Raw genomic sequence first — 24,875 nt, forward strand, 5'->3', positions numbered from 1 at the left:
CTTGAAATGTCACCAACAATACTAAACATAAGACCAGAAGAAATCGACACACCAGAAAAACGCAGAAACTATACAATCAGTATAATAGGCTGCCGAGAAACCGGCATACTCCATGCCTACCTTTTCGCTGAAGCAGGATTCAAAGTCATATGCGCAGATACAGACCAAACAATAGTAAATGCAATAACAAAAGGAAAAATTCCTTTTCTAAAACGTGAAAATGAGCTTAAACTGAAAAGTTACATAAAAACAGGGTTGTTAAACGCCATAAATGACATACGTACAGCCGCTTCCAAAAGCGATGTTGCGGTCATAACCCCTTCCGTGAAAATTGATGAAAAGAAAAAACCCAATTATTCAGAAATTGAAAGCATCTGCAAACAAGTTGGATTAGGTCTTCACCATGGCGCCTTAATAATTATCGTAAGCACCACAGGAGTAGGCGTTATAGAAGGGCTAATTAAAGAAACCTTGGAAAACACTTCGGGACTTAAAGTCGGAACTGATTTCGGCTTAGCCTACAGTCCAATTCAAATATTTGAAGGACAAACATTAGAAAAATTGGCGAATCATAAGCGAATTGTAGCAGCAACGGACAAGGACAGCTTAAATGCCACATCAATAATCCTTGAGAAAGTTTCAAAGAATGGAGTGAGAAAAGTGCAGAACATAAAAGTAGCAGAAGCAACAGCGCTCCTTGAAATAGTACACCGCGATGTTAATGTAGCACTTGTTAATGAGTTGGCTATTCTCTGCGAAAAATTAGGCATAGATGCTATCGAAGTCTGCAAACTTGCAAATATTAGCGATAACACAACTATTCCTTTCCCACAGTTCACTCAAGAAGAGACACAAGAAAAACCGCATCTTTTATTGGAAGATGCAGAGAACCTCGATGTAAAACTTCGCCTATCCACAATTGCCAGAGACATAAATGACGAAATGATTAAACACGCAATTAACTTGACTAAGAACGCTTTGAAAACATGCGGAAAAACACTAAGACGAGCACGAATTTCTCTGTTCGGAATTTCACAACTACAAAATACGAGAGGAAACCCAAAAAGAATAGTAAAAGAACTCGCAGAAATGCTGGAAGCTAGAGGCGCCAGAGTCAACCTTTGCGACCCATACTTTTCAAGAGAAGAATTATCTGATATACACCACGCTTTTAGCAGAAACTTATTCGAAGCAGCAGAAGGCGCTGATTGCATACTAATACTCACGGGACACGAGCAGCTCAAACGCTTAAACTTAAAAAAACTGAAAGTTTTAATGAAAATGCCAGCGGCAATCATCGATTTTGAAGGAATTATTGAACCTGACAAAATTGAAAAGGAAGGCTTCATATACCGTGGTCTAGGAAGAGGAGTGTGGACAAAGTGAAAAAACTAGGCGTAGCGGTGATTGGGACAGGTTTCTGGGGAAGAAACCACGCAAGAGTATTCAAGGAATTGGAAGAAACAGAACTTTTAGCCGTCTGCGACATCGACGCTGAAAGAGCGAAGAATGTGGCTAAACAATTCGGAGTAAAACCTTACACAGACACGGGAAAACTGCTGAGAAGAGACGATGTAGAAGCAGTGAGCGTTTGCACGTGGTCGACAAGCCTTGCAAAAGAAGCCCTAAAAGCACTGAAAGCTGGAAAACACGTTTTAGTTGAGAAGCCCATGGCTGCGAACACGAAACAAGCAGAAAAACTGTTAGAAACAGCCAGAAAAGAAAGGTTGCACCTCACCGTCGGCTTTTTGATGCGATTTATTCCTGGACTACAGCACATTAGAAAGGCGGTTGAAAACAAGACACTTGGCGAAATTGTCTGTGCAACATCGAAAAGAGTTTCCCAGTGGCCAGAAAGAATAGGCGATGTTGGCGTAGTCAAAGACACAGCCATACACGACATAGACATAATGAGATACTTATTTAATGAAGAGCCAACAGCTGTTTACGCCAAAACCGGAAACATGAGACACAAAAAATTTGAAGACTACGCACAGATAATGCTCACCTTCAAAAGCGGAAAAAGCGCTTTCATCGAGTCAAACTGGCTGACACCATACAAAACACGAATACTAACAGTCACCGGAAGCACAGCGATAATGAAGCTGGATTATATCACACAAGAATTAACTGTGGAAGACGTGAAAGAAACTGTGCAGCCCAGATACCCTTGGCAAGAACCACTGAAACTTGAGCTTAAGCACTTCGCAAACTGTGTCATGAAAAAGGAAAAACCACTAATAACTGGAATGGACGGCTTAAGAGCCCTTCAAATCGCTGAGGCAGCGTTAAAATCCTCTGTAACAGGCAAAGCAGTAAAGCTAAGATAAAATATGATTGAAAGTTGCGTTTCGTCCTAACTTTTCAGGTTGAAAGGCTTACCTTCACGCTGAACCTTTTCTGGAACCTTTTCCTTCCACTTTTTCAAGAATGGCAAATCTTCATTTTCTTTTCGCAATTCATCAGGTAACATTTCTGGAATCTCGTCGCGTATCGGATACCATCTTAAACATTTAGGACAAACAATTAAACCTTCAACTATCTCGTCCTTTTCCTCAAACACGTGCAACTCCAGCGGGTGATGCTTGTCAATTGGGCAAGCCAGTATTTCCATCAGTTTCTTTTTGATTTTCTGTCCCTCCAGACCGTATTTTCGCCTTCAAACTTATAAAACATTTTTAGGCTTCTCTAAAACTAAATCCTTTTTCAATAATTTCCTTCCACATATTCAAAGCTTCAGTAGTATAAACTGCTTCTTTTCCATAATGCAGCTGACATGGAAACTCCTTGCATAGAAAACAAGATTTCACGTTCTTCTCTTTCGCGCACTCCCAAAAGGCGCATCCTCTTTGAGACTCTCTAACTTTTCTTAATTGTCCATTAACCCAACTGCATCCGAAACATCTTTTTTCCTTACGTCTATAAACAGGACAATATTCGCAGTATATGCCACACATGCCAGCTTCAGTATTCAACTACCTCACCAATAATCAACGCTAAGACAACATGCATAAATGCTTTCATATTTGCGGGGCTATCTTAATATCTAAAACTGTTTGATACCAGTTTGGACCTGTAGTTCTGACAACTCGACCAGACGGAATTTCAAAGACAACGCTGAGGCTTCCAAGTTTTTCTGCAATTTTTGCCTTGACTTTTTCAATTGGATTCTCATTTTTCTTGGCATGCTCAAAATAGTAAAAATGTATCCAACCGCCAGTTTTCTTTAAAGCCAACAAGGCATAAGGCAGATACCCCAACGCTTTTTCCGGCAGCGGCATCAAAACTCTATCTGCAATGTGGCATAGCCTTGTTTCAATAACTTCTTTTGCATCACCTTGTAAGGGGATGACTTTTCCATAAACTCCATTCAACCTGATATTTTCTTTCAAATACTGAATTGCTGCACGGTTAACATCAATCGAATAGACTTTTTGAGCGTTCGAATCCTTGGCAATGATTATAGAGAAACAACCAACTCCGCCGAACATGTTAACCACTACTTCACCATTTTCAACCAATCTTGCAATACGCATCCTCTCGAAGAAAAGCCGAGGCGAAAAATAACATTTCTCAACATCGACAGAAAACAAACATGCTGATTCTCTGTGAACTGTCGCAGTCTTTTTTTCGCCCGCAACATGTCCCAGTTTTCGAAGCCTAAAATCTCCCGTAACTGGACTTGTTTGTGCTAAAACAGTTTTGACATTTTTATGCACTGCCATGATAGCTTCAGCTATAGTTTTACAGAACATTCTCGCGTCTTTTGAAACTCGTATAATCGCTATGTCTCCTACGATATCATAGGAATTACAAACAAATTGTAACTCGCTAGGAGAGAGAACTTCTGCCAAAAGCGTTCTTAATTTTTTCTTCAAGGACAAACGCTCCTGTCATTAATGAAAGCAACCGGAAACATTTAAAAGCAGACATGTTTCCTTTGTAAGAAGAGGACACAGCCATGGAAAAGACGACAACTGGAATAGTTTACGAATGTGTAAGATGCGGAGCAAAAGTTCCTTCTGAAGAATTGGAACTCCGCGGTGGAGAAATTAAATGCATCGTCTGCGGTTACAGAATTCTGAAAAAAGTGAAACCGCCTGTAGTTAAACGTGTCCCCGCCAAGTAAAATTTGAGAAGACAAGCTACTTAATTAATGAAAAAAGGGTTGTTTCAAGGAACCACTGAAACTTGTTGCTAAAAGATTTCTTTTTCTCCAATCTTACGAAGAGCTCTTCCACGAAGCTTTATTGTTGGACCAACGACTTCTTCAGGTTGTTTTTCAACAGTTTTTCTTTTCACAGTCTCTCCACAGACTCCTCTGGGCAGCAGTCGTCTTTTTATGCAAATGGCGTATGTGCAGTTTGCAACATTACACATTTCTTCGGTCCATCTGCACCATACACCGTCTCGTCTATAGACTGCAGCGTTTTTTGCGCACTTAAAGGAATTACATGTTGGAGAACAAGCCTTCACTTGAGCCAACACATGCACGACCTTCAACCATTTATTTTAATAAAACTCTTGTATTGATACTGCTTCTTCCTTGATAAATACTCACTTGACTTTTGATATAAACCTTTTTCCCTCAGACTCCTTATTTTCACTCTGGCTTTTCGTTTTCTTGAGAAGTCTTACGGCGTTTTCTGCGGTAAACCTCTATTGCAAGAAGGAAAACCACAACTAATATGATTATTATCGCGGTTATCAAATGAATTGTTTCAATAAGCAACCCAGCTAACACGACGTATTTTCCTATTTTTATTTCAATCGTTGTGGAACCTTCAATAATGTAATTTCCTCCGGCATAAGGTTGCGTTTGGTCGGCTAAGTAGACTGTTATTTGGATGCTTCCACCAACAATGTTGCTGAAGAGTGCGGCACCATTGGCTTGCGTGCGATAGGAGCGTTCAGACATGCCTTCTCGTTGCAATATTACAAGTGCGTTAGGAATGGGTTGTCCAAAGTAATCTACGACTTTAACAGTAACATCTAAACCATACAGACTACAGCTGATTGACACGTTCGTATTCTCGAAAAGAACAACAACAGTCTCGTTCAGTTTTATGCCGTTTTCTTCATAAACTTCTACAGTGTAATTGCCAAAAACAGCGTCGAAAACAACTATTCCTTCAGGATTCGTTTTGCCCTCATAGAATATTCCACCCATTAAATCGCGAATTCTCACTGTGACATTGTTGATTGGTTGGTTGTCTGCGTTTGGGTTTGTAACGTTTATCTGCAAAGTTTTCGTGGAGCAAGTTATGTTTATGTCAAACCAAGCTATTGCATTCGCATTTACAAACAAATTAGGGATGGTTGTTTCGTTGAACGCCACACCATAGCGGGAAACATTGAAAGCATATGTAACATTAGGCAATAAAGAGTGGAATACGGCTATTCCAGTAAGGTTGGTGGTCGCCGTCAAGTTTTCAGGTGAAAGGAACAAACCAGCTTCTGGAACCCTCACTTCAACGTTACCAACAAAGGCTTTCACTAAAATTCTAAGGTTGGTAAGGTTGCATGCAAAATTTAACGATACAGCCTCGGAGATGTTTAGCCAATGTTCGCCAACTTTTTGGTCTCTGTAATACGCCTCGCCCGTATAGTTTCCAATCTCAAGCTCAACACGTACTAAACCATCAGAATTACTTGTTGCGTTTACCACAGATAAAGTGTTTTCGTAAATTCTAAGCGTTACATTCCGAACTGGTTCACCCGCACGATTTCTTGTGGTAACATTGATTTCAAAACCAGGAACTGTAAAGCTTTGGGTGTCGGGTGGGTTCTTTGTTGTGTTCCCGAAAGTTGAGGTGATGTTAAGAGTGTAAGTGCCTATTGTAGCATTGTCAGGAACTGTCCAGTTTGCGTAGATTATGCCTTCGCTTGTGGCGTTTGTGCTGTCTGAGTGAAGCGTTGTTCCTCCCAAGCTTATTGTTATTGTAACATTTTCTTCTGCTTTGTAACCTAATGCCTTAATGTCAACCACATCGAATCGGTGGTATTGGGTAGCGTTTGTTAGACCTACAAAAAAGGTTGCTGAGGCTAGTGTGCTGTTAAAGAAGACTTTGTAGTTGCCAGTGTAGTTGGTGTTAGCGTTGGGGCTTTCACTTACAAACTCGTTCGGGAAAGAAACTGTTGCGTTTCCATTTCCTTTATTGGAAGTTGCAATGCTAAGCATTTTAGTGTAAGAAGCATTTGTGGGTGTCTGAACCGTGATGTTCGCAACGTAAGATGTGCTTGCGTCTCCACCAATTACGGTCGCGTTGATTGTCGCGGAGTCTCCTTCTTGTCTCTGCAGTGGCTCTTCAACAGGCGCTATCTCCAGAAAGTAAGACGTTAACACTGTAAATGTTGAAGTGTAATTCTCTCCAGCGCTATCATCAAGAAGCGTTACATTGTGGCTGCCCGCAAACGTGTTTGGAACACTAAATGTCGCGTTTACTAAGTATCCTTCTGCTTTTCCACTTGCAACGGTGTCTTCGTCAAACTTGATAGTGAATGTTCCGTTTGCGGTTGTTATGGTGCCGTTTAATTGAACAGAGGCTCCAATTTTTGCTGAAGAAGGATCTAAAGAGGCGATTGCCGTTACAGCTTTCGCCCTTGGCACAAAATAGAAGAAGGTTCCTGTTAAAGAGAGAATAAGCATTAAAACTATTAGAGATTTAGCCTTTCTAACCCAAGATTGCATCAAACATTTTTCCCTCATACGTTCCGTTTGAATTTGTGAACACTTCTAATACTGTGAACATTTTAAACTTTACCTTTTTACCAGCAAGGTTTAAACAGAAAACTAAATGTATGCACAAGCAATATTGACTTAATTCCGAGGGAAACAGAGTGATTGATGACCTATTGAATCTAGTCCAAAAACATGAGGAATGGCGAGGAAAACAATGCCTCAACCTCATACCTTCAGAAAATATTATGAGCCCCGCTGTACGTAAACTGCTTTCTTCAGAACTTGGACATCGATACACTGCAAGAGACCGCTTCTACATGGGCACACGCTACCTAGATGAAATCGAACAGTACGGGGAAGAAATCGCAAAAAAAGTGTTCAGAGCGGAAACTGCAGATTTGCGCCCGCTTTCAGGACACATTGCTGATTTGATTTTTTTGGCTAATTTCACGAAGCGTGACGATACGTTAATGTGTATTTCTCCAGAAAACGGTGGATACCCTGGAATGTGGAACGATGCTCTAGCGGGACTGTTAAGCCTCAAAACTGTGCCCTTTCCTTTCTCTAAGGCTGACATGAACATACAAGTTGAAGAAGCAAAGGAAACCATAAAACGCGTTAAGCCTAGAGTGGTGATTTTCGGTGCAAGCCTAATCACTTTTCCACAGCCGGTAAAAGATTTGGCACAAGTCACCAAGGAAAATGGCGCGTGCATAGGGTTTGATGGCTCCCATGTTTTAGGGCTTATCGCTGGCGGTCAATTTCAAGATCCACTAAGAGAAGGTGCCCACGCCCTTTTCGGTTCCACACACAAAAGCTTCTTTGGACCTCAAGGAGGAATAATCTTAGCAGACAAAGAACACGGTGAGATTCTTAAAGGGAAAGTGTATCCTGGTTTTGTAGACAATGCCCACTGGAACCGCATTGCAGCGTTAACTTTGGCGTTGATGGAGATGGAAAAATTTGGAAAGGCTTACGCAAAGCAAGTGGTTCGCAACTCGCAAGCTTTGGCGAAAGCCTTGTTTGATCATGGTTTTCCTGTTATCTGCAGTCATTTGGGATTCACTAAATCGCATCAGATAATATTGGATTATGGAAGTTACGAGCATGGAAGAGTTATCGCAGAAAAACTTCAGCTTGCAAACATTATTACTGACTGCGTTATAAGAATTGGCACTTGCGAAGTCACGAGACGCGGAATGAAAGAGCAAGAAATGTTACAAATTGCTGAATTGATTAAGAGAACAATCATTGACAAGGAACAGCCAGAAAAAATCAGAAAAGATGTTGCAAAACTTTGTGCGGAATTTCAAAAGATTGAATACTGCTTTGATTAGTGAACTGTTTTTATCTATCCTCTCATAATTTCATATTTCTATGGCACATAGTAGCATAAAAAAGTGATAAACTTGGAAACCTTAGTTCCCTCAGCGCTCATACAAGCCATGAAAAAACAGAAATACCACTTTGTCGGTCGCCACTCAGCCGTCAAAAGATGCAGATGGCTCTACGAAACACTAGCCCACGACAGACCATGCTACAAACAAAAATTCTACGGCATAAAAACACATCAATGCATACAAATGACGCCAGCAGCTTTTTTCTGCACCCAGCAATGCCTCTTTTGCTGGAGAGCCCAAACGGGCGATTTACAAATTACATGGAACGAAATGAAACTACCGCCATGGGATTTCCCAGAAGAAATTGTTGATGGAAGCATCAAGGCGCAACTTAAAATTTTAAGCGGATACAAGGGCAATCCAAAAACTAACAAACGTAAATTCATGGAAGCCCTAACTCCAAAACATGCCGCAATAAGCTTGACTGGAGAGCCAACCCTCTACGGCAACATCGGAGAACTAGTCAAGGCTTTTCATAGAAGAGGATTCACCACTTTTCTTGTTTCTAACGGAACTGTACCTTCAGCCTTAGCAAAATTAAGCGAAGAGCCGACACAGCTTTACATTTCTGTTTGCGCTCCAGATAAAGAATCATTCAAAAATGTTTGCCGTCCACAGATTCCAAAAGCATGGGAAAAAGTGAACGAGACATTAGCGCTTCTGCCCAGTTTCAAATGTCTCACCGTAATTCGGATAACGTCGGTGCGTGGTTTAAACATGAAAAACATTGAAGGCTACGCTAAACTCGTTGCGAAGGCTAATCCAACTTATATTGAACCGAAAGCTTACATGCATGTGGGATTTTCTAGGCTTCGGTTAGGCTATGAAAATATGCCAAGTTTAGCGGAAATAATGGAGTTTGGAAAGCAATTAGCAGCGGAAACTGGATACTTAATAATTGATAAATCCGCAGAGAGCAGAGTTTTATTATTGAGTAGAATTGAGAAGCCTATAAGATTTAATGACGACTAAAATTTGTTGCATGTGATTCAGAAATTTTAAGTATTTCGCAAGACAACTTGCTTCTTTGCGAATGTTATGATAAAAAAGCTTAAATACTATTGCCTATACAATTGGTTTCTTAAACCAAAAATTAAATCAAGGTGTGAACAAGAATGGTTAACGAAGGAAGAGGACGACTTTTCAGAAGAAAAGACGGAAAATTCCTAATATACCTACCAAAAGACCTCGCAGAAGACAGCATGTTCCCATTCAAAGGTTCAGACTCCATATTCGTCAAAATAAGCTTCAAACTAGGAGACAACAAACTGCTAGTGGAGAAATGGAAGGAACCTCCACCACAACCACAGTAAGAAAAATCAAAAAGTTACACACTGGGCTCTTTCCCCATTTTTTTCTTACATTCACACATAATAAAACACTTATCTATTTTCCCTCATTTAACTAGAAACGGTGCTTATCACGTGCCATCCTTAAGAAACATCTTGCGCGAAATAAGAAAGGAATTGAGAGAAAAAGAGAATATACGAGAAAACGCTCAAAAGAACATGCGAAAAGTAACAAGCCTTTCCAAACAAGCAATACTTCTGATTCACCAGAAAAAATTAGAAGAAGCAAAGAGACGCATCCAAGAAGCAAGAGAAAACCTTGCGGACCTTAACACGTTGTCAGCCAAGTATCCAGAGATAATTTATGGTGGCTTATTTGACTCTGCATTACAAGAGTATTCAGAAGCAAACATATTTCTAAGTTTAGTAGAAAACGAAACATTTGTAACGCCAGAAGAAGTGAACGTGCCTTCAGTTGATTATGTTCTTGGATTAGCAGATGTCATCGGCGAGTACAGACGTTTAGCTTTAGATGCTCTACGCGAAGGCGATGTAGCAGAAGGAGAAAAATGCTTACAGATGATGGACCACATTTACGTTGAGCTTATGTCCATGGACGAAGCGTACATGCTTGTTCCCGGCCTAAGAAGAAAATGCGATGTCGCAAGAAAAATTATTGAAACCACTCGCGGAGATATAACACAGGAAATGCGAAGAAAATCTTTGGAAGAATACTTGAAGCGCTTTGAAAAATCACAGAGAAAAAAAGAAGTCTAAAAAAGTTACCTAAATGGGTGATACGGGCATAAAACCTAAATTTTCGGTTGAAAAAGCTCATAAAGCACAGTTACTCTTGTCACAGCACATCATATTTGAGGACAAACTTCCTAGGAAAATTCGTTTTGTTGCTGGTGTCGATATTGCTTATGTCAATGGGATGTCAATTGGTGCTGCAGCAGTGCTGGATTATGATTCTCTTCGACTCGTAGAATCACAAGTGGTCTTTTGCAAAACAAGTTTTCCATACATGCCCACACTTCTTTCTTTCAGAGAGATTCCGCCGGCTGTTTTAAGCGTAAGACAGTTGAGTATTCAGCCTGACACTTATCTTGTTGACGGCCAAGGCTTTGCACATCCATATCGCTGCGGATTTGCAAGCCATTTGGGTCTCGTGATAAGGAAGCCAACCGTGGGTGTTGCAAAGAGCAGACTTTTCGGAGAAGTTAACAGCGCAAAAATTGAAAAGGATGTTACTTTTTTAAGGCATCAAAATGAAGTTGTTGGCGCTGTTGTTACAACAAAGCGGGGATGCAAGCCTGTCTATGTTAGTGTTGGGCATATGGTTTCCTTAGAAACTGCCATAAAAATTGTTAAACACTGTACGCGTAACCATCGCCTTCCAGAGCCAATCTTGAAAGCGCATGAAATAGCGACGAGGGAAAAACGAAAAATCCATATCGCATGAGCAACAACAAAGGAACAGTGATGTTAGAATTGCTTCACTCAAAACTTGCAGTTTTAACGAAAAAGATTCGCGACAAGAAACTTCGAGAAAAAGTTATTGAATTGTTGGAAAATCCATCATTCGAAATAAACAAGAAAAAATATCCAAGCTTGCCTTTGGACGCGTCACCTGGTGGACTTTCACATCATCATTGCTATCCTGGTGGTTACATAGAACATGTCGTTTCCACAGCAAATTTTGCATTGGCAATTTGTGATTCTATTGAAAAGGTTTATCATGGAAAGGTAAACCGTGATTTGGTTCTGGCTGGAGTTTTGTTGCATGACATTTTCAAGCCCGCCACGTACACTGTGAATGAGAATGGGAGTTATGGCTCTACGCGTTTAGCTGATTACATGGACCATTTGTCGCTTGTGATTTCTGAACTTGTTCGAAGAGATTTTCCCTTAGAGCTGGTTCATGTGGTGTCTGCACATCATGGTGATTATGGTCCAATAAGACCGCACACTGTCGAAGCGTTGGTTTGTCATTTGGCGGATTTAATGGATTCACGATTGAACGGTGAAATTTTAAATGCAGCAGCTTATTTAACGAGGAAAAGTGTCGGCGAAGAACTGCGAGGATTGACTTCGAAGGAAGCCTTCGACATAATCAATTCGAAGGTTGTCGAAGGTTGGGAAGGCGTGGCAAAGAGTGTGGAGAAGATAAAACGAAAGAGGAAAACTCGCAAAACTTAATAGTTGTTTTCGTGTGAAGATTTGAAAAAGGTGATTATTAGGAATGGAAATTTCATTTGAAGAATTTCAAAAACTGGATTTACGCATTGGAAAAATTGTTGAGGCAAACCAAATTTCCGGCTCGCGCAATTTGATAAGGATGATTGTGGATTTTGGAACGGAAAAGCGACAAGCGGTTGCTGGGCTCCTACAATGGTATAAGCCTGAAGAGTTGGTCGGCAAAAAATATGCGTTTATACTGAACCTTCAAAGGCGAAAGTTCATGGGCATCGAATCTCAATGTATGATTTTAGCTGCAGAAGACAACAAAGGCAATGTTGTAGCGTTACAGCCAGAAAAGGACATTGCGGAAGGAAGCAAAATACACTAGAAAAGGAATTCAGCTTAACAGTTTTGTTATAACCTCAGCTTTTTCCTTGCTGCCGACAAGGCTTTCAATCATTTCCTGGTCCAAGTCAAGCCATTTGGCGAGACCAGCAGCCATCTCTGGGTTGTTTTTGAAGATTATTCGAAGATAAGGGATAACTTCTTTTGTGGCTCTAACGGCTGAAATGTGGCATTTACGCTTAATCTTATATCCAATGGTTATCTGCGTGGCACGTTCAGCCTTAGACCGCGACAACATTTGTATGCGTTCAGGAAACTTGAACGGTATCCACCCGTGAACTTTAGTGTTCTGCCTAGCCATAGCCACGCCTGCAGTCAGATAGTCAATCACGTAGCGCATGAAACTCCAGTCTTGTGTTAGTCGGATTCTGCCGCGGTATACGTCTGCCATTGAAAGGGCATCCATAGCCTTTGCCAAATCATGCGGGTCTGTTAAATGCGCTGGAGCGTTTTCGTATATCCACTCGAAAAGCATATCCACGTCAACGTCAGCCATGTCTGCCGCTTGTTTAGCGCCAACGCAAGTTTTCCCATAAAGTATCATTCTCAAAACATTGAAAATCGTGTCTTGTCTATCGCGGTAGCCGAGCCAAGAAACATCCTCGTAAGTTAATCGTTTCTTGCCTTGAGCCAACGCCTGAAGATCGTTAACTGCAGAACGAACATCACCTTCTGAACGTTGCGCAATAAATTTTAAAACATTTTCGTCAGCTTGGATTCCCTCAAGTGAGCATATGCGTTTCAAATGTTTTACAACTTCACCGACTGGTGGCTTCTTAAACTCTATTAGAAGACAGAAAACGCGAAGATTCGTAAAGCGTGAGTCATAGACGTTATTAGCAATGAGAACAATTGGACACTGAGCGGTTTTTACAATGTCAGTTATAGCTTTCACTCCGCCCTTGTCTGCTGTGCCTGTTAACCCGTCTAACTCGTCAAGCAAAACAATTCTTTTTCCGCCGAACAATGACCCAAACTGGGAGGCTAAGCCAGCAAACCGTTTGACAGCGTCTTCTGTTCGATAATCACTTGCGTTTTTCTCCACCAGTTCCATTTTGAAATCATTCGCAAAAGCCTCAACCGTAACGGTCTTTCCAACGCCTGGCGGTCCATAAAGAAAAGCAGCGCGTTTTTTAGGAACACCCTTCTCCCAAGATTTTACCCATTCAACAAATTTTTCAATTGCCTCTCTGTTTCCAACAACTTCCGCTAAGGATTTCGGTTTATACTTAAGGGTCCAAGTTGTATACACGAGAAACTGCACCTGCTTAGCTCTTCTTACCTATTTCGGAGCCTGCTTCAACAAGCCTAGCCAACAAAGCGCTCAACTGAACCTCTTCATCAGCACCCTCAACAAGTCTGTAATCTATTTCGCCGACAATGGCAGCCAATTTTATTTTCCACGGCTCCGGAATTTCTACTCGGAAAATTTCCGTGTGGATTTGCCGGATTATGTCACTTCCTGCTACGCCATACTTCTGAATCATATCGCGCAATTGTTTTCTTGCTTCCAGAAAATCGCCGTTAATGGCGGTTTCAATCATCTTTTGAACATCAGCGGGGTTGGCTCTTCCAGCAATGGAGTACACAACTTTTTGGTCTACGGGTTTGTTTAGTGAAGCTGCCGCTTGCAGAGTGTTTATCGCTTTTCTTAAGTCTCCGCCGCAAACTTCAAAAATTGCGTCTAATCCTTCCTTTAGGAGTTTGACGTTTTCTTTTTCTGCAATACACTTCAGATACTTGTCTTGTTCTTCTCTAGGTAAGAAAGTGAAGCGAAAAGGTGCACAGCGGGATTGAATGGGCTCTATTATTTTTCCACTGTAATTTGCGCATAAGATGAAACGGCATGTTTCTGTGTAACGCTCCATCGTCCGCCTTAACGCTTGCTGAGCATCTGCAGTCATATTGTCTGACTCGTCTAAAATCATGATTTTGAAAGGAATTTCTCCGATAGACCGGGCTCTTGCAAACGTTTTTACAGTTTCTCTAACAACGTTTATGCCTCTCTCATCGCTTGCATTCAGCTCCATAAGATGCTCTCTGTAAGCATCGCCGTAAAGGTCTCTTGCTAAACAAAGTGCAGCCGTTGTTTTCCCAGTGCCCGGTGGACCAGCAAAGATGCAGTGTGGCACGTTTCGTGATTTAACGAAGCTTTTCAGCCGCTCAACTATTTCTTTTTGGTCAACCATGTCGTCTAGTGTTTTTGGTCGGTACTTTTCAGCCCACATTTCAAAGCTCATGAACAACGCCTCTATCCATAACTATTAACCATTTTTTAATTAATATGCTGTTCTAGTAAAGACGTTTACGAAATTCGAAAGTACGCCCGTTTTTTAATGTGTTTTCTCTTCTTTCTCAAGAAAGCCCGTTAGGAAAATGGCGTACTCGCATGGATGCTCATTCTGTAGCAGAGATTTTATGATCTTTATTTTGCCTTTTTTGCCATGGCTCACTCTGGAAATGACGTAATCCAGCGTTTTTTTGCGTACTGTACAAAGCCAAGTTTTCTGCTGGTTTTTAACCAGCTTGTAATATGGACATGTTTTATATTTGAGTGTAAAGCCGCCTTCAAAGTATTCTATTTCAACTTCTATGCCTAACTCTCTGTACATGTCGCTTAGTCTGTCGCCCACTTCTCTGATAGTCCACGGGTAATCTTCCGGAAACATCTCATCTAATTGTTCCTTCTCAAGTGCAAAGGCTTCTTCCACCGTTTTGCATGAGGTCATCTCATCAACAAGCGTCTGCATTATTCTCTTTCTTGGCACGGGCTCCAGAACTGGTTTTTCAAGCAGTTTCAGTTTGAAGCTGAGGAGATTTTGGAACACTGTTGTGGAAATGTCGTATCCAAGTTCTCTAAACATGGACTCGATAAGCATCCGCTGACTGTTCATTATTAAAGGTTCAACTCTTTTGAATATCATGGTGAAGTGCTCGTCGTCTACAAAGCGCACTTCCGCATCTGGTTGAGTCGCGTTGATACTTTTAAGGATAAAATTCTGTGACAATCTTCTGATTTTTTCTTGGTCGTTTCTTGCAAGCATGCGAATAGCATTTGCGATGCGAACACCAGTAGCGCGGTATATTTCATCAAATTTCTGTCTATCAGTCTCGTAAACTTTGGACGCAAAAGAGTTAAAGAGTTCGCGAGGAACCGGAACCACATCCAAGAATTGTTTGCCAATAGTTTGGAAGAGGCTTAGTTCAGCCAGTTGGTCGAGGAGGCTTTGGTCTTCTGCGCCTACGTATTTTACTGTCATGTTCACTGTTGTGTGTTCAATTGAGTAGTTTACAAGTTTCCATCCGCGCGTCGCGAGCATGACAGAAAAGGCTGCGACTGATATGCGCGTCACTGGAATTGCTGTCACTTGAAAAACTAGTTCTAACGTGTTTTCTTCTTTTTCCGCTAATACCTTTGCTTGCCTAAACCAGTTCATTTTAACACACGCGGAAAGCAGTCCCTTCACAAAATCTTTAGGCTCTTTAGGAAGCTCATCCGCACCTAAAGCAATCCGCACATCCTCTATGAAAGAACCTAGGTCTGTGACTGGTTCTTCCAGATGCTTTTCAGCCCAACTCATGAAGGCAGGTCCAACCAACATCAGGTTATTTTTGAACAATCCCGGCGTTACATTTGACAATCTTTTTTCAATTTGCTGGTCAAGAAACTCGCCAAACTCTCTTTTTCGCAGAGGATAAACTTCGGAACGAATCATTTTAATGACTATGTCTTCCCCCATCATGCGAAGGTCAAAAGGGACGCCTATGCCTTCAAGAATAGTTGCAATTTGAAACGCCACTATTTCGGGCAGACGTTTGAACGCTTTTGGTCGCAGTATAGCAATACTGTCTATCTCACTGTAGGATGGAATGTCAAACATCCGCGTTAAATTCCTAATTTCTTCAAGAACCGAGACGAACTCTTTGAAGTTGGATGGAGTTTTCCACGCAACCGATCCCTTCAAAATTTCAATAATATTTTTTGCTTCCGCTTTCTGTTCCTTTATGAGAGCTTCAATGGTTTTGTCTCCAACAGCAACATCAAGCAAGCTGTCTAAAGTTTTCCTACCAACAGATGTTAAGTCAAGAGCTTCTCTAAGATTTGTCTGCTCACTCATCCTTGCCTTTATCGCGCAATCGTCGCATGAACCAACCTTATCAACTCTCAAAAGGGTTTCTACTGCTTTTTCGAGAACACGACTTTTTGTTCCATACGTTTTTGCTAGTTCTTCGAGTGCTTCGTTGGTTTTTCTAGTTATGGTGGTGTGAAGATGCACGGACATGATTTGTCACATGATTATCGTTTTATCGGTTGCTTTTAAATATGTTCACAAAAATCAATAAATGTACATCAATAAACACAGAAAAAAGAAGGATAGTTTAGCTGGACATGATTGGTGAAACTGCTTTTCCCTTGCGCGCCATCATGGCATCAGCGACTCTCTTGACGGCTAACATGTAAGCTGCTGTCCGCATGTTCACACTATGTTGCGTTGACATTTTTAGAACATCGTTGAACGCTTTGGTTATAGTATCCTTAAGTTTAGCGCGCACTTCTTCTTCTGTCCAGTAGTAATTCATTTGGTTTTGCACTTGCTCAAAATAGCTGACAATGACGCCGCCCGAATTTGCTAGAATGTCTGGAATGACGAAAATTCCTTTCTTGTATAGGATTTCGTCTGCTTCGGGTGTTACTGGTCCGTTTGCGCCTTCTGCCACTATCTTCGCTTTAATTTTGTTTGCGTTCTTTTCGGTTATCTGGTTCTCCAAAGCCGCGGGAACAAGTATGTCACATTCCATTTCCAACAATTGCTCATTTGTTATGAGTTGGCTGCCCGGGTAATCAACCACAGAACCTGTCTTGTCCTTGTGCTCTAACACTTTCACCGGGTCTAAGCCTTGCGGATTGTATATGCCGCCTTTAGAGTCTGAAACTGCTATGATTTTGCATCCGATTTCATGGAGCAATCGTGCTGCGTGATAGCCAACGTTTCCGTAGCCTTGCACCGCCACCGTCGCACCTTTCAAGTTTATGCCTAAATGTTTTGCTGCCTCCATAACCGTGTACATTACGCCTCTTGATGTAGCCTCGTTTCTTCCAAGCGAACCACCAACATTAACTGGCTTACCAGTCACCACGCCAAAAACAGGATAGCCTACAATTTCGCTGTATTCGTCCATTATCCACGCCATCATTTCTGCGGTTGTGTAAACGTCTGGTGCAGGAACGTCGGTGAAGGGTCCTATGAACTTGGAGATGGCACGTGCGTATCCTCTTGTTAGGCGTTCTAGTTCCGCCTTCGACATCTCCTTAGGATTGCATCTTATCCCGCCTTTTCCGCCACCAAGTGGTAGTCCAGTAACGGCTGTTTTCCAAGTCATCCAAGCAGCTAAGGCTGTAACTTCGTCTAGTGTTAGGTCAGGGTGGTATCGTATGCCGCCCTTAGTTGGTCCTAAAGCATCGTTATACTGTACACGATAACCCGTGAAAACGCGGACGCTGCCGTCATCCATGACTACAGGAATGTTAACGATGAAAGCACGCATCGGATGCTTCAATATTTCGTGTATGCCAGGGTCTAGGTTCAGTTTTTGAGCCGCAATGTCTAATTGTTTAAGGGCGGCTTCGTAAGGGTTTGGCACAACAACAGGAGGCGCTAACGTCTCGATGTTAATGAACACAGCTGTTTGAAGTTTTTCTACCAAAGTCTTAAGAAGTTCACGTGCTACTTCCCCGTTACCACCACCGTTGCTTCCATAGAACCAATGATAAGCTTCGGCCAAAGCATCTGGGCGATTTGACAGAAAAGACCCGGCAGGCGCCATTTTAGGAGATTCAGAGAAGTAATCAATCAAAACACGCAACATGTTCAATTCGTCTCTCGACAAAGGCAGTAATTTCTTTAGCGGCTCAGGTGCTTTAACATGAACATACTCAGCTTCGTTGATTTTTTTCTGGAGGCCTTCAAAGACTTTCCAAGCGTCTTCTGATGGGATACCGAAGTTTTCAGAGTATGTGGTTACAAGAGCGTAGTGGGCTGTTGTATAGCTTTCAATTTTAGCTGTAAGTTCTGGTTTTTCAGCGAAAAAATCAGCCATAAGCTTTAGCATTCCTAGTTCTCGCGCTGAAAGTTCTACTAAATTCAACATTTCACTTAATTCCTCCGGAAGCACAGTAAGACTAATGTTCAACTATAGAAATATTATGTCCATTATGTACACGCGTGTACAACATCATTAACGCAAACCGAAACGCAACATAACATTTTTAACCACGCCAGAGAATTCAAAACGCGAGCGTGCAACCAATGCAAAATGAACAAAAAAGTTTCTACTCAACCGGCATAAAAAGCCTTGACCGACTCTTAGGCGGCGGCTTAATACTAGGCGAAAACGTTCTTTGGGAGATAGAGTCTGGAACATTCGCCAAAGAATTCCTCTACTCATTCATAAAACAAGGCATAATTGAAGGAAATCAGGTAATCTACTTAGACTTCATTTATCCTCCACAAGCGTTAATGTTACAACTTGCTCAATTAACCAAAACATTACCAGACGGATGGGAAAAGAGATTATTAGTGCTCGACTGTTTCTCAGAAGCAGCAGGGCAAGGTGAACTCATTTTCAGCGACTTTTACGACAAAGCACCCACATGGATGAGAAAAGTCCCAAGCTCAAAAGACCCAGATAGATTCCACCACTTTTTTGGAAGAATAGAGAGAGAATTCGTAACGCCGGGCACGCGACTTGTTTTCAACAGTTTGTCCCTCATGGAACACAACTGGGGAAGAGATGCTGTAAAAACTTTTTTTGGACACGTTTGCCCAGCATTATATGCATACCAAACTTTGGCTTATTGGACAATGGCCAAAAACGCGCATCCAAAGGAGTTTTGCGCAATGATTGAACACATGACGCAGGTTGTTATTGATTTGTCAAAAAATGGCGACAAAAACTTCATCAAGATAAGGAAGGCAGGCGGAAGATATGACGCCCAGACTTATCAGCAACGCGAATATATCGTCAAAGGACTCCAAATAGATATTCTTTAATCAGCACCGCTATAAAATTATGGTTTAATGTTCATGAATGTTCATTTTTGCGGCAGTTTAAAGCAACGCTTAAATTCTAACGCAAATATCCCTTCATACTCCAAAAAAGTTTGCATTTGTAAAGGTGAAAGAAAATGAGTGAACGTGTACACAGAAACAGCTCTTACCTGAACGGAAAATCAACCACCGGAACAACAACTCGTGTCAAAGACACAAGCCCAACAAGTGGAATGTGCCCAATATGCATCCGTGACTGCCCAATAATGTGCGAAATCAGCCTATCAGGTTTCAGAGGAAGAGAAGCCCTCTACCCAGAACCGGTCCAATTTGGATACAGCACCGCAGGAGCGCTCAAAGACTTCGGACTAGACTGGTCACACTTTAATATACAAGCAGGCTTGTTCGAAGCACTTGGAATAGAAGAAAACTCAGATGTCGCCCTTTTCCCAAACGTGAGCACAGAGACCAAAGTAGGAGGCATACCAATAAAAGTTCCAATATTAGCTGGCGCATTTGGCTCAACTGATGTCGCTAGACTAAACTGGGAAGGATTAGCAATAGGCACAGCACTTTCAGGCGCAATAATAATCGTTGGAGAAAACGTCTGCGGTATGGACCCCGAAGCCCAAATCACCCAAGGCAAAGTAACATATTCAAAAGAACTGAAACGCAGAGTTGACTTGTTCCGAAAGTTTTGGGATGGAAAATACGGCGATATTGCTGTGCAGACAAACGTTGAAGACCAAAGATTAGGAGTTGACGTCTATGCGATATCAAAATTGGAAGTAAACGTTATCGAGAGAAAGTGGGGACAAGGCGCCAAAGCTATAGGAGGCGAAGTTCGTGTCAGAGACTTGGACAGAGCAATAATGCTGAAGAAACGAGGCTACGTGGTAATTCCAGACCCAGAAGACCCAACAGTACAGCAAGCATTTAAAGAAGGCGTATTCAAATCCTTCGAAAGACACAGCAGAGTAGGCATACCAAAAGAAAAGAACATGATAGAAGACATAGAATGGCTACGCAAACAAGGCGCAAAACACGTAACACTAAAAACTGGCGCATACAGACCCTCAGCAGTCGCCTACACAATGAAAATAGCCTCAGAAGCAAAAATAGACGCCGTATACTTCGACGGAGCAGGTGGCGGAACAGGCATGAGCCCGGTTCCAATGATGGATGAAATGAGCATACCAACAGTCTACCTAGAAGCAATAGTGCTCAAATGCGCACAATTATTAAAGAAGAAGGGACGCTACGTTCCAGACATAATCATGGCTGGAGGATTCATAAACGAAACACAGATTTTCAAGGCAATAGCAATGAGCAACTTTGGAGACAGCCCATTCGTGAAAGCAGTGTTAATGGGACGCTCGCCCTTGACGGCTGTCATGAAAGCAAACTACTTCAAGCAGTTATCAGAAGAAGGCAAGCTTCCGAAAGCCTTTGCGGACAGATTTGGCAACACGCCAGAAAAGTTCTTCATCGCAGCGCCAGAATTGAAAGAAAAATACGGCGACAGATTCAAAGAAATACCGTGGGAAGCAGTGACACTTTACACCTACTTAACTGACCGCATAGGCGTAGGACTAAAGCAGCTTCTGGCAGGCAACAGAAAGTGGAAACTAGAACTTATCAACAGAAACGATTTAATGAGCTTGTCCGAACTTGCCGCACAAGTTACAGGTATACCTTTGGCGCACGAAGCAGAAAAAGACGCTGTAGAAAGAATACTGGGCTAACAGCATCCTCTTCTCTTTTTTTAGTTTTCAGTTAAATCCTTAAATTTAAGAATAAACAAGCAGATAGAATACTGTGGAGGAGAAATGTTCTATGGTGGAAACTCAATCAGCACTAAGCGTTGCATGTGAACAATTGAAAATAGCTGCAGAAAAATTAAAACTAGACCCCGACATACATGAGATGCTCCGACACCCGAAAAGGTCACTCGTCGTCTCTATTAACATAAAGATGGATAACGGCAGCGTTTGCACTTTCCTAGGTTGTCGTGTGCAACATAACGATGCAAGAGAACCCTTCAAAGGTGGAATATGCTACCATCCAAACGTTTCTCTTGACGAAGTCACGGCATTGGCAATGTGGATGACGTGGAAATGCGCAGTTGTAGACATACCATATGGTGGCGCAAAAGGAGGAGTATGCTGTAATCCTAAGGAGATGTCGAAGGCGGAACTAGAACGCCTAACAAGGCGATATACAACCTTAATTTTGGACATAATCGGACCATACCGGGATGTGCCGGCGCCAGACGTTTACACAGATGCGCAGACAATGGCCTGGATAATGGACACTTATAGTCAATTTAAGGGCTACAGTGTTCCAGAATGCGTCACCGGCAAGCCCATAAGTGTTGGCGGTTCAGAAGGAAGGGCAGAAGCCACATCGCTTGGTGTAGTAGTCTGCGCAAGAGAAGCCGCTAAAAATTTGGGATTAAAGCTGAAAGGTGCGACGGTGGCGGTGCAAGGCTACGGAAACGTTGGTTGGAACGCGGCAAAAATAGCCTACGACATGGGCTGCAAAATCGCAGCGGTAAGCGACTCAACTGGGGGAATTTACTGTGAGAAAGGTCTTAACCCTTACAAGATATATGAGCATAAATTCAAAACAGGTTCAGTAACCAATTATGAAAAATGTGAGAACATAACAAATGAGGAATTACTCGAAACAAAATGCGACATACTAATACCAGCAGCACTGGAAAATCAGATAACCGAAAAGAACGCAAACAAAATTAAAGCGAAGATAGTGGCAGAAGGCGCAAACGGACCAACAACTCCAGATGCTGACAAGGCGCTTCATGAAAAAGGAATACTTTTGGTTCCAGACATCTTGGCTAACTCTGGCGAAGTAACAGCAAGCTACTACGAGTGGGTGCAAAACCTCACAAGAGAACATTGGGCAGTAGAAGAAGTAAATCGGAAATTAGAAGATAAAATGGTCAGAGCCTTCAATGATGTTCACAAACTGGCAAAAAAGGAAGAAAGTGACATGCGAACTGCAGCTTTGATGCTTGGTGTAGGAAGAGTTGCAGAGGCAATAAAGACACTAGGCTTATGGCCGTAAAAAAAGCAAATTTCTACTTTAATTTCATTTCCACGCATCTGTTAATAATGCGCTCTGGAATTTTCTTAAACTTCTAATCTAAGTTTTTAAACTACTGCTCTTATAACTACTTCGCGCCAATAACCTCAAAAGCGGAGAAAGGATAACGAATGCCCAAAACGTTGTCTACGAAAATTGAAAGTTTAGACTTTAGCTTTGAACATTCACTCATAAAAGTCATTGCGAACAGAAACTGCCCGGAAATAAAGCTCGCAGGGCTCACTGTAGGACCTTTTGAAGAAGGAAACGAGTATGAAATTCAAAATTGGATAGCGAGCGAGCTTGAAAAAACTGGGATAGTGCGTTTTCGTGAAGAAGAACGTTTAGACGCCAATAAGCTTTACAAGATTCAATGGACAGAACGTGTCCAAACGGCAGGACAAATCTCAAAATTGCCGGAGAATTTCTATCCAGAACTGCGAAGATACTTAGCACAGCTTAAGGCGGAAATTGCCAAAAACCCGGAGAAAACACGAGAGTATGAAAAAACTAGACAGTTGACACAGGACATTGTGAATGCAAGGTTAAAGAAAATTGTTTCGTTGGCGTCTTCTCCGTCCCGTACTGAGCAAATGCTTAAGAATTTTACTGGAGAAGAAAGGTTTCTTTATGAACAACTTTACATGCGTATCCAAGAATGGAGAACGCAAATATTGGAATATAAGGTGACGGAAGAATGACGGAAGAATTAGAAGCGATAGACCCACAAGAGCGTTTTCAAGAATTTTTCAAGATGGAAAAATATCGCCAAGCAATATCACAGATTGCTGTGGCTGGTAAAACCTCCCTAATAGTTGATTTTGAAGACCTTGCAACTTTTGATCGGCGACTCAGCGAGGAGCTATTAGAAAAGCCAGAAGAATATATGAAACATGCGAGCAACGCGGCTTTCTCCCAACTTCAGATAGAAGATGCGGAGTATGCTGAAAAACTGGCAGACAAAACAGAAACAGTAACCGTAAGAATTGTCCGACTTTGGGAGTCGACACCGCTGAGAAAACTTGGCTCAAGTCACATTGGAAAACTCGTCATGGCTGAAGGCATTGTTGTCCGTTCAACACCCGTACGCCCCATGGTCATGAGAGCAGCCTTCAAATGCAGAAGATGCGGAAACATAACATACTTAGACCAAACTGGACAATTCCTCAGACCGCCACTTAAATGCAGAGACCCAACATGTGAAGGAAAAGGACCCTTCGACTTCATACAAGAAGAATCCACATTCATAGACTCACAAGACCTACGCCTCCAAGAAAGACCAGAAGACCTACCGCCCGGACAGCTTCCAAGAACATTACATGTTAAGCTTATAGGAAGCGAAATAGTTGACGTGGCAAGACCGGGAGACCATGTTTCCATAGTTGGAATAATTCGTGCATTCGCGCCGACGCTTCGAGGTGTAGGAAAGCTTAGAGTATTCATGTTGCATTTGGACGCTAACTCAATAGAAGTTTTAGGTAAAGAACCAGAAACAGCGGTTCCGTCACCTGAAGAAGAGGAAAAGATTCTCGAACTTGCAAAAGACCCGTGGATACACCGAAAAATCATGAACTCGATTGCCCCTTCAATATATGGTTATGACCACGTAAAAGAAGCAATAATGTACCTTCTCTTTGGAGGAGTACCAAAAACTCTTCCAGACATAACGGTAAGAGGTGAACTAAACGCCCTTTTCATTGGAGACCCAGGAACAGCAAAATCGCAACTATTGCAGTATGTAGCTAGAATTGCACCACGAGGATTGTACACTTCTGGACGCGGAACAACAGCCGCCGGTTTAACTGCAGCAGTAATAAGAGAAAAAGGAGGCGGAATGAGCCTCGAAGCTGGAGCACTAGTATTGGCTGACAAAGGAATCGCATGCATCGACGAAATGGACAAAATGCGTCCGGAAGATAGAGTTGCAATTCACGAGGCGATGGAGCAGCACACAGTTTCCGTTGCAAAAGGCGGAATAGTCGCGACTCTCAACGCGAGAACCGCAATACTCGCAGCCGCCAATCCATCCTTAGGAAGATATGAACCGCACCGTACTGTGGCAGAGAACATTTCCTTGCCAGTCACAATACTTTCAAGATTCGACCTTATCTTTGTTTTGAGAGACGTGCCCGACAAAGATACAGACAGCAAAATGTCAGAACATATCCTCGAAATCCACAGAAAAGGCTTGAGCCCCGTAGAACCTCCAATACCATTAGAACTTTTGAGAAAATACATAAGCTACGCAAAAGGAATCAAGCCAACCCTAACTCCAGACGCACTAAACCGTCTCAAAGATTTCTATTTAACGATGCGTTCAGCAAGCGAAGCAGAAGGTTCGCCAGTTGCAATAACTGCGCGGCAACTTGAATCTTTAGTGCGCATAGCAGAGGCGCGAGCCCGTGCAGCTCTCAGAAAAGAAGTTACAAGTGAGGATGCAGAAGCGGCAATTAACATAATGAAGAAGTCTCTGGCGGAAGTCGGCATAGACGTGTCCTCGTACAAGTACGACATAGACATTATAATGACGGGAAAATCCAAAAGCATGAGAGACAAGCTACAAGTGATTCTTTCGACTTTGGCGGAGATGGAAAGAGAAACTGGAATGGTTGAGAAAGTAGCGCTTCTGAACGAGTTGGAAGCAAAATATAAGATTCCAAAAGGAGAAGCAGAACGCCTTACTACACAATTGTTGCGCGAAGGAACAATTTATGAGCCTAGGGAAGGTTACCTAAAAAAGACGTAGAATAAACGTTAAGGG

General features: G+C 42.1%; 23 protein-coding genes and 1 pseudogene. 15 read left to right on the forward strand and 9 right to left on the reverse strand.

Going from position 1 to position 24,875, the window contains the following annotated elements; all coding sequences use genetic code 11:
• The first annotated feature begins 6 nt into the window (after positions 1-6).
• Positions 7-1,386, forward strand: a complete 1,380-nt coding sequence (locus tag HM003_00955; protein MBX5327911.1) for a nucleotide sugar dehydrogenase — start codon at positions 7-9, stop codon at positions 1,384-1,386.
• The gene (locus HM003_00960; GenBank protein ID MBX5327912.1) at positions 1,374-2,330 is read left to right on the forward strand and encodes a Gfo/Idh/MocA family oxidoreductase; all 957 of its coding nucleotides are present in this window, start codon (positions 1,374-1,376) and stop codon (positions 2,328-2,330) included. The genes HM003_00955 and HM003_00960 overlap by 13 nt, the downstream gene beginning before the upstream one ends.
• A gap of 26 nt (positions 2,331-2,356) precedes the next feature.
• Here HM003_00960 and HM003_00965 read toward each other — a convergent pair whose 3' ends face one another.
• The 3 genes from HM003_00965 to HM003_00975 are packed head-to-tail and all read right to left on the reverse strand — an operon-like array spanning position 2,357 to position 3,878.
• Positions 2,357-2,629: a Trm112 family protein gene (locus HM003_00965; GenBank protein ID MBX5327913.1), complete on the reverse strand. Its 273-nt coding sequence runs from the start codon at positions 2,627-2,629 to the stop codon at positions 2,357-2,359.
• A 49-nt stretch (positions 2,630-2,678) separates the two neighbouring features.
• Entirely contained in the window at positions 2,679-2,975 is a 297-nt protein-coding gene (locus HM003_00970; GenBank protein ID MBX5327914.1) for a DUF3795 domain-containing protein, read from the reverse strand.
• Between the two features lie 45 nt (positions 2,976-3,020).
• Positions 3,021-3,878, reverse strand: a complete 858-nt coding sequence (locus HM003_00975; GenBank protein MBX5327915.1) for a class I SAM-dependent methyltransferase family protein — start codon at positions 3,876-3,878, stop codon at positions 3,021-3,023.
• Positions 3,879-3,961: 83 nt separating this feature from the next.
• Here HM003_00975 and HM003_00980 point away from each other — a divergent pair, with 83 nt between their 5' ends.
• On the forward strand, positions 3,962-4,129 hold the full coding sequence (locus tag HM003_00980; protein MBX5327916.1) for a hypothetical protein: 168 nt from the start codon (positions 3,962-3,964) through the stop codon (positions 4,127-4,129).
• 68 nt (positions 4,130-4,197) lie between these two features.
• Here the strand turns inward: HM003_00980 and HM003_00985 are convergent, their stop codons facing one another.
• A complete protein-coding gene (locus HM003_00985; GenBank protein ID MBX5327917.1) occupies positions 4,198-4,485 on the reverse strand; it encodes a hypothetical protein in 288 nt (95 codons plus the stop codon).
• Positions 4,486-4,603: 118 nt separating this feature from the next.
• The gene (locus tag HM003_00990; GenBank protein MBX5327918.1) at positions 4,604-6,691 is read right to left on the reverse strand and encodes a hypothetical protein; all 2,088 of its coding nucleotides are present in this window, start codon (positions 6,689-6,691) and stop codon (positions 4,604-4,606) included.
• Positions 6,692-6,801: 110 nt separating this feature from the next.
• On the opposite strand from HM003_00990, the pseudogene HM003_00995 reads away from it, so the two are divergent.
• From HM003_00995 to metG, 7 genes and pseudogenes are all read left to right on the forward strand, one after another.
• Positions 6,802-8,019: pseudogene (locus tag HM003_00995) on the forward strand (hypothetical protein).
• A gap of 108 nt (positions 8,020-8,127) precedes the next feature.
• Entirely contained in the window at positions 8,128-9,054 is a 927-nt protein-coding gene (locus HM003_01000; protein ID MBX5327919.1) for a 4-demethylwyosine synthase TYW1, read from the forward strand.
• Between the two features lie 143 nt (positions 9,055-9,197).
• The gene (locus HM003_01005) at positions 9,198-9,395 is read left to right on the forward strand and encodes a hypothetical protein (protein MBX5327920.1); all 198 of its coding nucleotides are present in this window, start codon (positions 9,198-9,200) and stop codon (positions 9,393-9,395) included.
• 111 nt (positions 9,396-9,506) lie between these two features.
• On the forward strand, positions 9,507-10,148 hold the full coding sequence (locus tag HM003_01010) for a hypothetical protein (GenBank protein MBX5327921.1): 642 nt from the start codon (positions 9,507-9,509) through the stop codon (positions 10,146-10,148).
• Positions 10,149-10,161: 13 nt separating this feature from the next.
• Positions 10,162-10,836, forward strand: coding sequence for an endonuclease V (locus tag HM003_01015; protein MBX5327922.1), 675 nt, complete (start codon positions 10,162-10,164; stop codon positions 10,834-10,836).
• A gap of 20 nt (positions 10,837-10,856) precedes the next feature.
• Entirely contained in the window at positions 10,857-11,573 is a 717-nt protein-coding gene (locus tag HM003_01020; GenBank protein ID MBX5327923.1) for an HDIG domain-containing protein, read from the forward strand.
• 43 nt (positions 11,574-11,616) lie between these two features.
• Positions 11,617-11,943: a methionine--tRNA ligase subunit beta gene (gene metG, locus HM003_01025; protein MBX5327924.1), complete on the forward strand. Its 327-nt coding sequence runs from the start codon at positions 11,617-11,619 to the stop codon at positions 11,941-11,943.
• Between the two features lie 9 nt (positions 11,944-11,952).
• Here metG and HM003_01030 read toward each other — a convergent pair whose 3' ends face one another.
• The 4 genes from HM003_01030 to HM003_01045 all read right to left on the reverse strand — a co-directional run bounded on the left by HM003_01030 (position 11,953) and on the right by HM003_01045 (position 17,786).
• Positions 11,953-13,224 carry a replication factor C large subunit gene (locus HM003_01030; protein MBX5327925.1) on the reverse strand — a complete coding sequence of 424 codons (1,272 nt, stop codon included), beginning with the start codon at positions 13,222-13,224 and terminating at the stop codon, positions 11,953-11,955.
• A gap of 4 nt (positions 13,225-13,228) precedes the next feature.
• Complete coding sequence (locus HM003_01035; protein ID MBX5327926.1) at positions 13,229-14,200, reverse strand: replication factor C small subunit; 972 nt, start codon at positions 14,198-14,200, stop codon at positions 13,229-13,231.
• A 93-nt stretch (positions 14,201-14,293) separates the two neighbouring features.
• A complete protein-coding gene (locus HM003_01040; protein MBX5327927.1) occupies positions 14,294-16,243 on the reverse strand; it encodes a hypothetical protein in 1,950 nt (649 codons plus the stop codon).
• A 97-nt stretch (positions 16,244-16,340) separates the two neighbouring features.
• Positions 16,341-17,786, reverse strand: a complete 1,446-nt coding sequence (locus tag HM003_01045) for a Glu/Leu/Phe/Val dehydrogenase (protein MBX5327928.1) — start codon at positions 17,784-17,786, stop codon at positions 16,341-16,343.
• 482 nt (positions 17,787-18,268) lie between these two features.
• On the opposite strand from HM003_01045, the gene HM003_01050 reads away from it, so the two are divergent.
• The 5 genes from HM003_01050 to HM003_01070 all read left to right on the forward strand — a co-directional run bounded on the left by HM003_01050 (position 18,269) and on the right by HM003_01070 (position 24,860).
• Positions 18,269-19,012: a hypothetical protein gene (locus tag HM003_01050; GenBank protein ID MBX5327929.1), complete on the forward strand. Its 744-nt coding sequence runs from the start codon at positions 18,269-18,271 to the stop codon at positions 19,010-19,012.
• 134 nt (positions 19,013-19,146) lie between these two features.
• Entirely contained in the window at positions 19,147-20,754 is a 1,608-nt protein-coding gene (locus HM003_01055) for an FMN-binding glutamate synthase family protein (GenBank protein ID MBX5327930.1), read from the forward strand.
• A 91-nt stretch (positions 20,755-20,845) separates the two neighbouring features.
• Positions 20,846-22,096, forward strand: coding sequence for a Glu/Leu/Phe/Val dehydrogenase (locus HM003_01060; protein MBX5327931.1), 1,251 nt, complete (start codon positions 20,846-20,848; stop codon positions 22,094-22,096).
• 149 nt (positions 22,097-22,245) lie between these two features.
• Positions 22,246-22,815: a DNA replication complex GINS family protein gene (locus tag HM003_01065; protein MBX5327932.1), complete on the forward strand. Its 570-nt coding sequence runs from the start codon at positions 22,246-22,248 to the stop codon at positions 22,813-22,815.
• The gene (locus HM003_01070) at positions 22,812-24,860 is read left to right on the forward strand and encodes a minichromosome maintenance protein MCM (GenBank protein ID MBX5327933.1); all 2,049 of its coding nucleotides are present in this window, start codon (positions 22,812-22,814) and stop codon (positions 24,858-24,860) included. The genes HM003_01065 and HM003_01070 overlap by 4 nt, the downstream gene beginning before the upstream one ends.
• The last annotated feature ends 15 nt before the right edge of the window (positions 24,861-24,875 follow it).

Source organism: Candidatus Bathyarchaeota archaeon A05DMB-5 (genome assembly GCA_019685655.1).
In the GTDB taxonomy this organism is placed as follows: domain Archaea; phylum Thermoproteota; class Bathyarchaeia; order Bathyarchaeales; family Bathycorpusculaceae; genus DSLH01.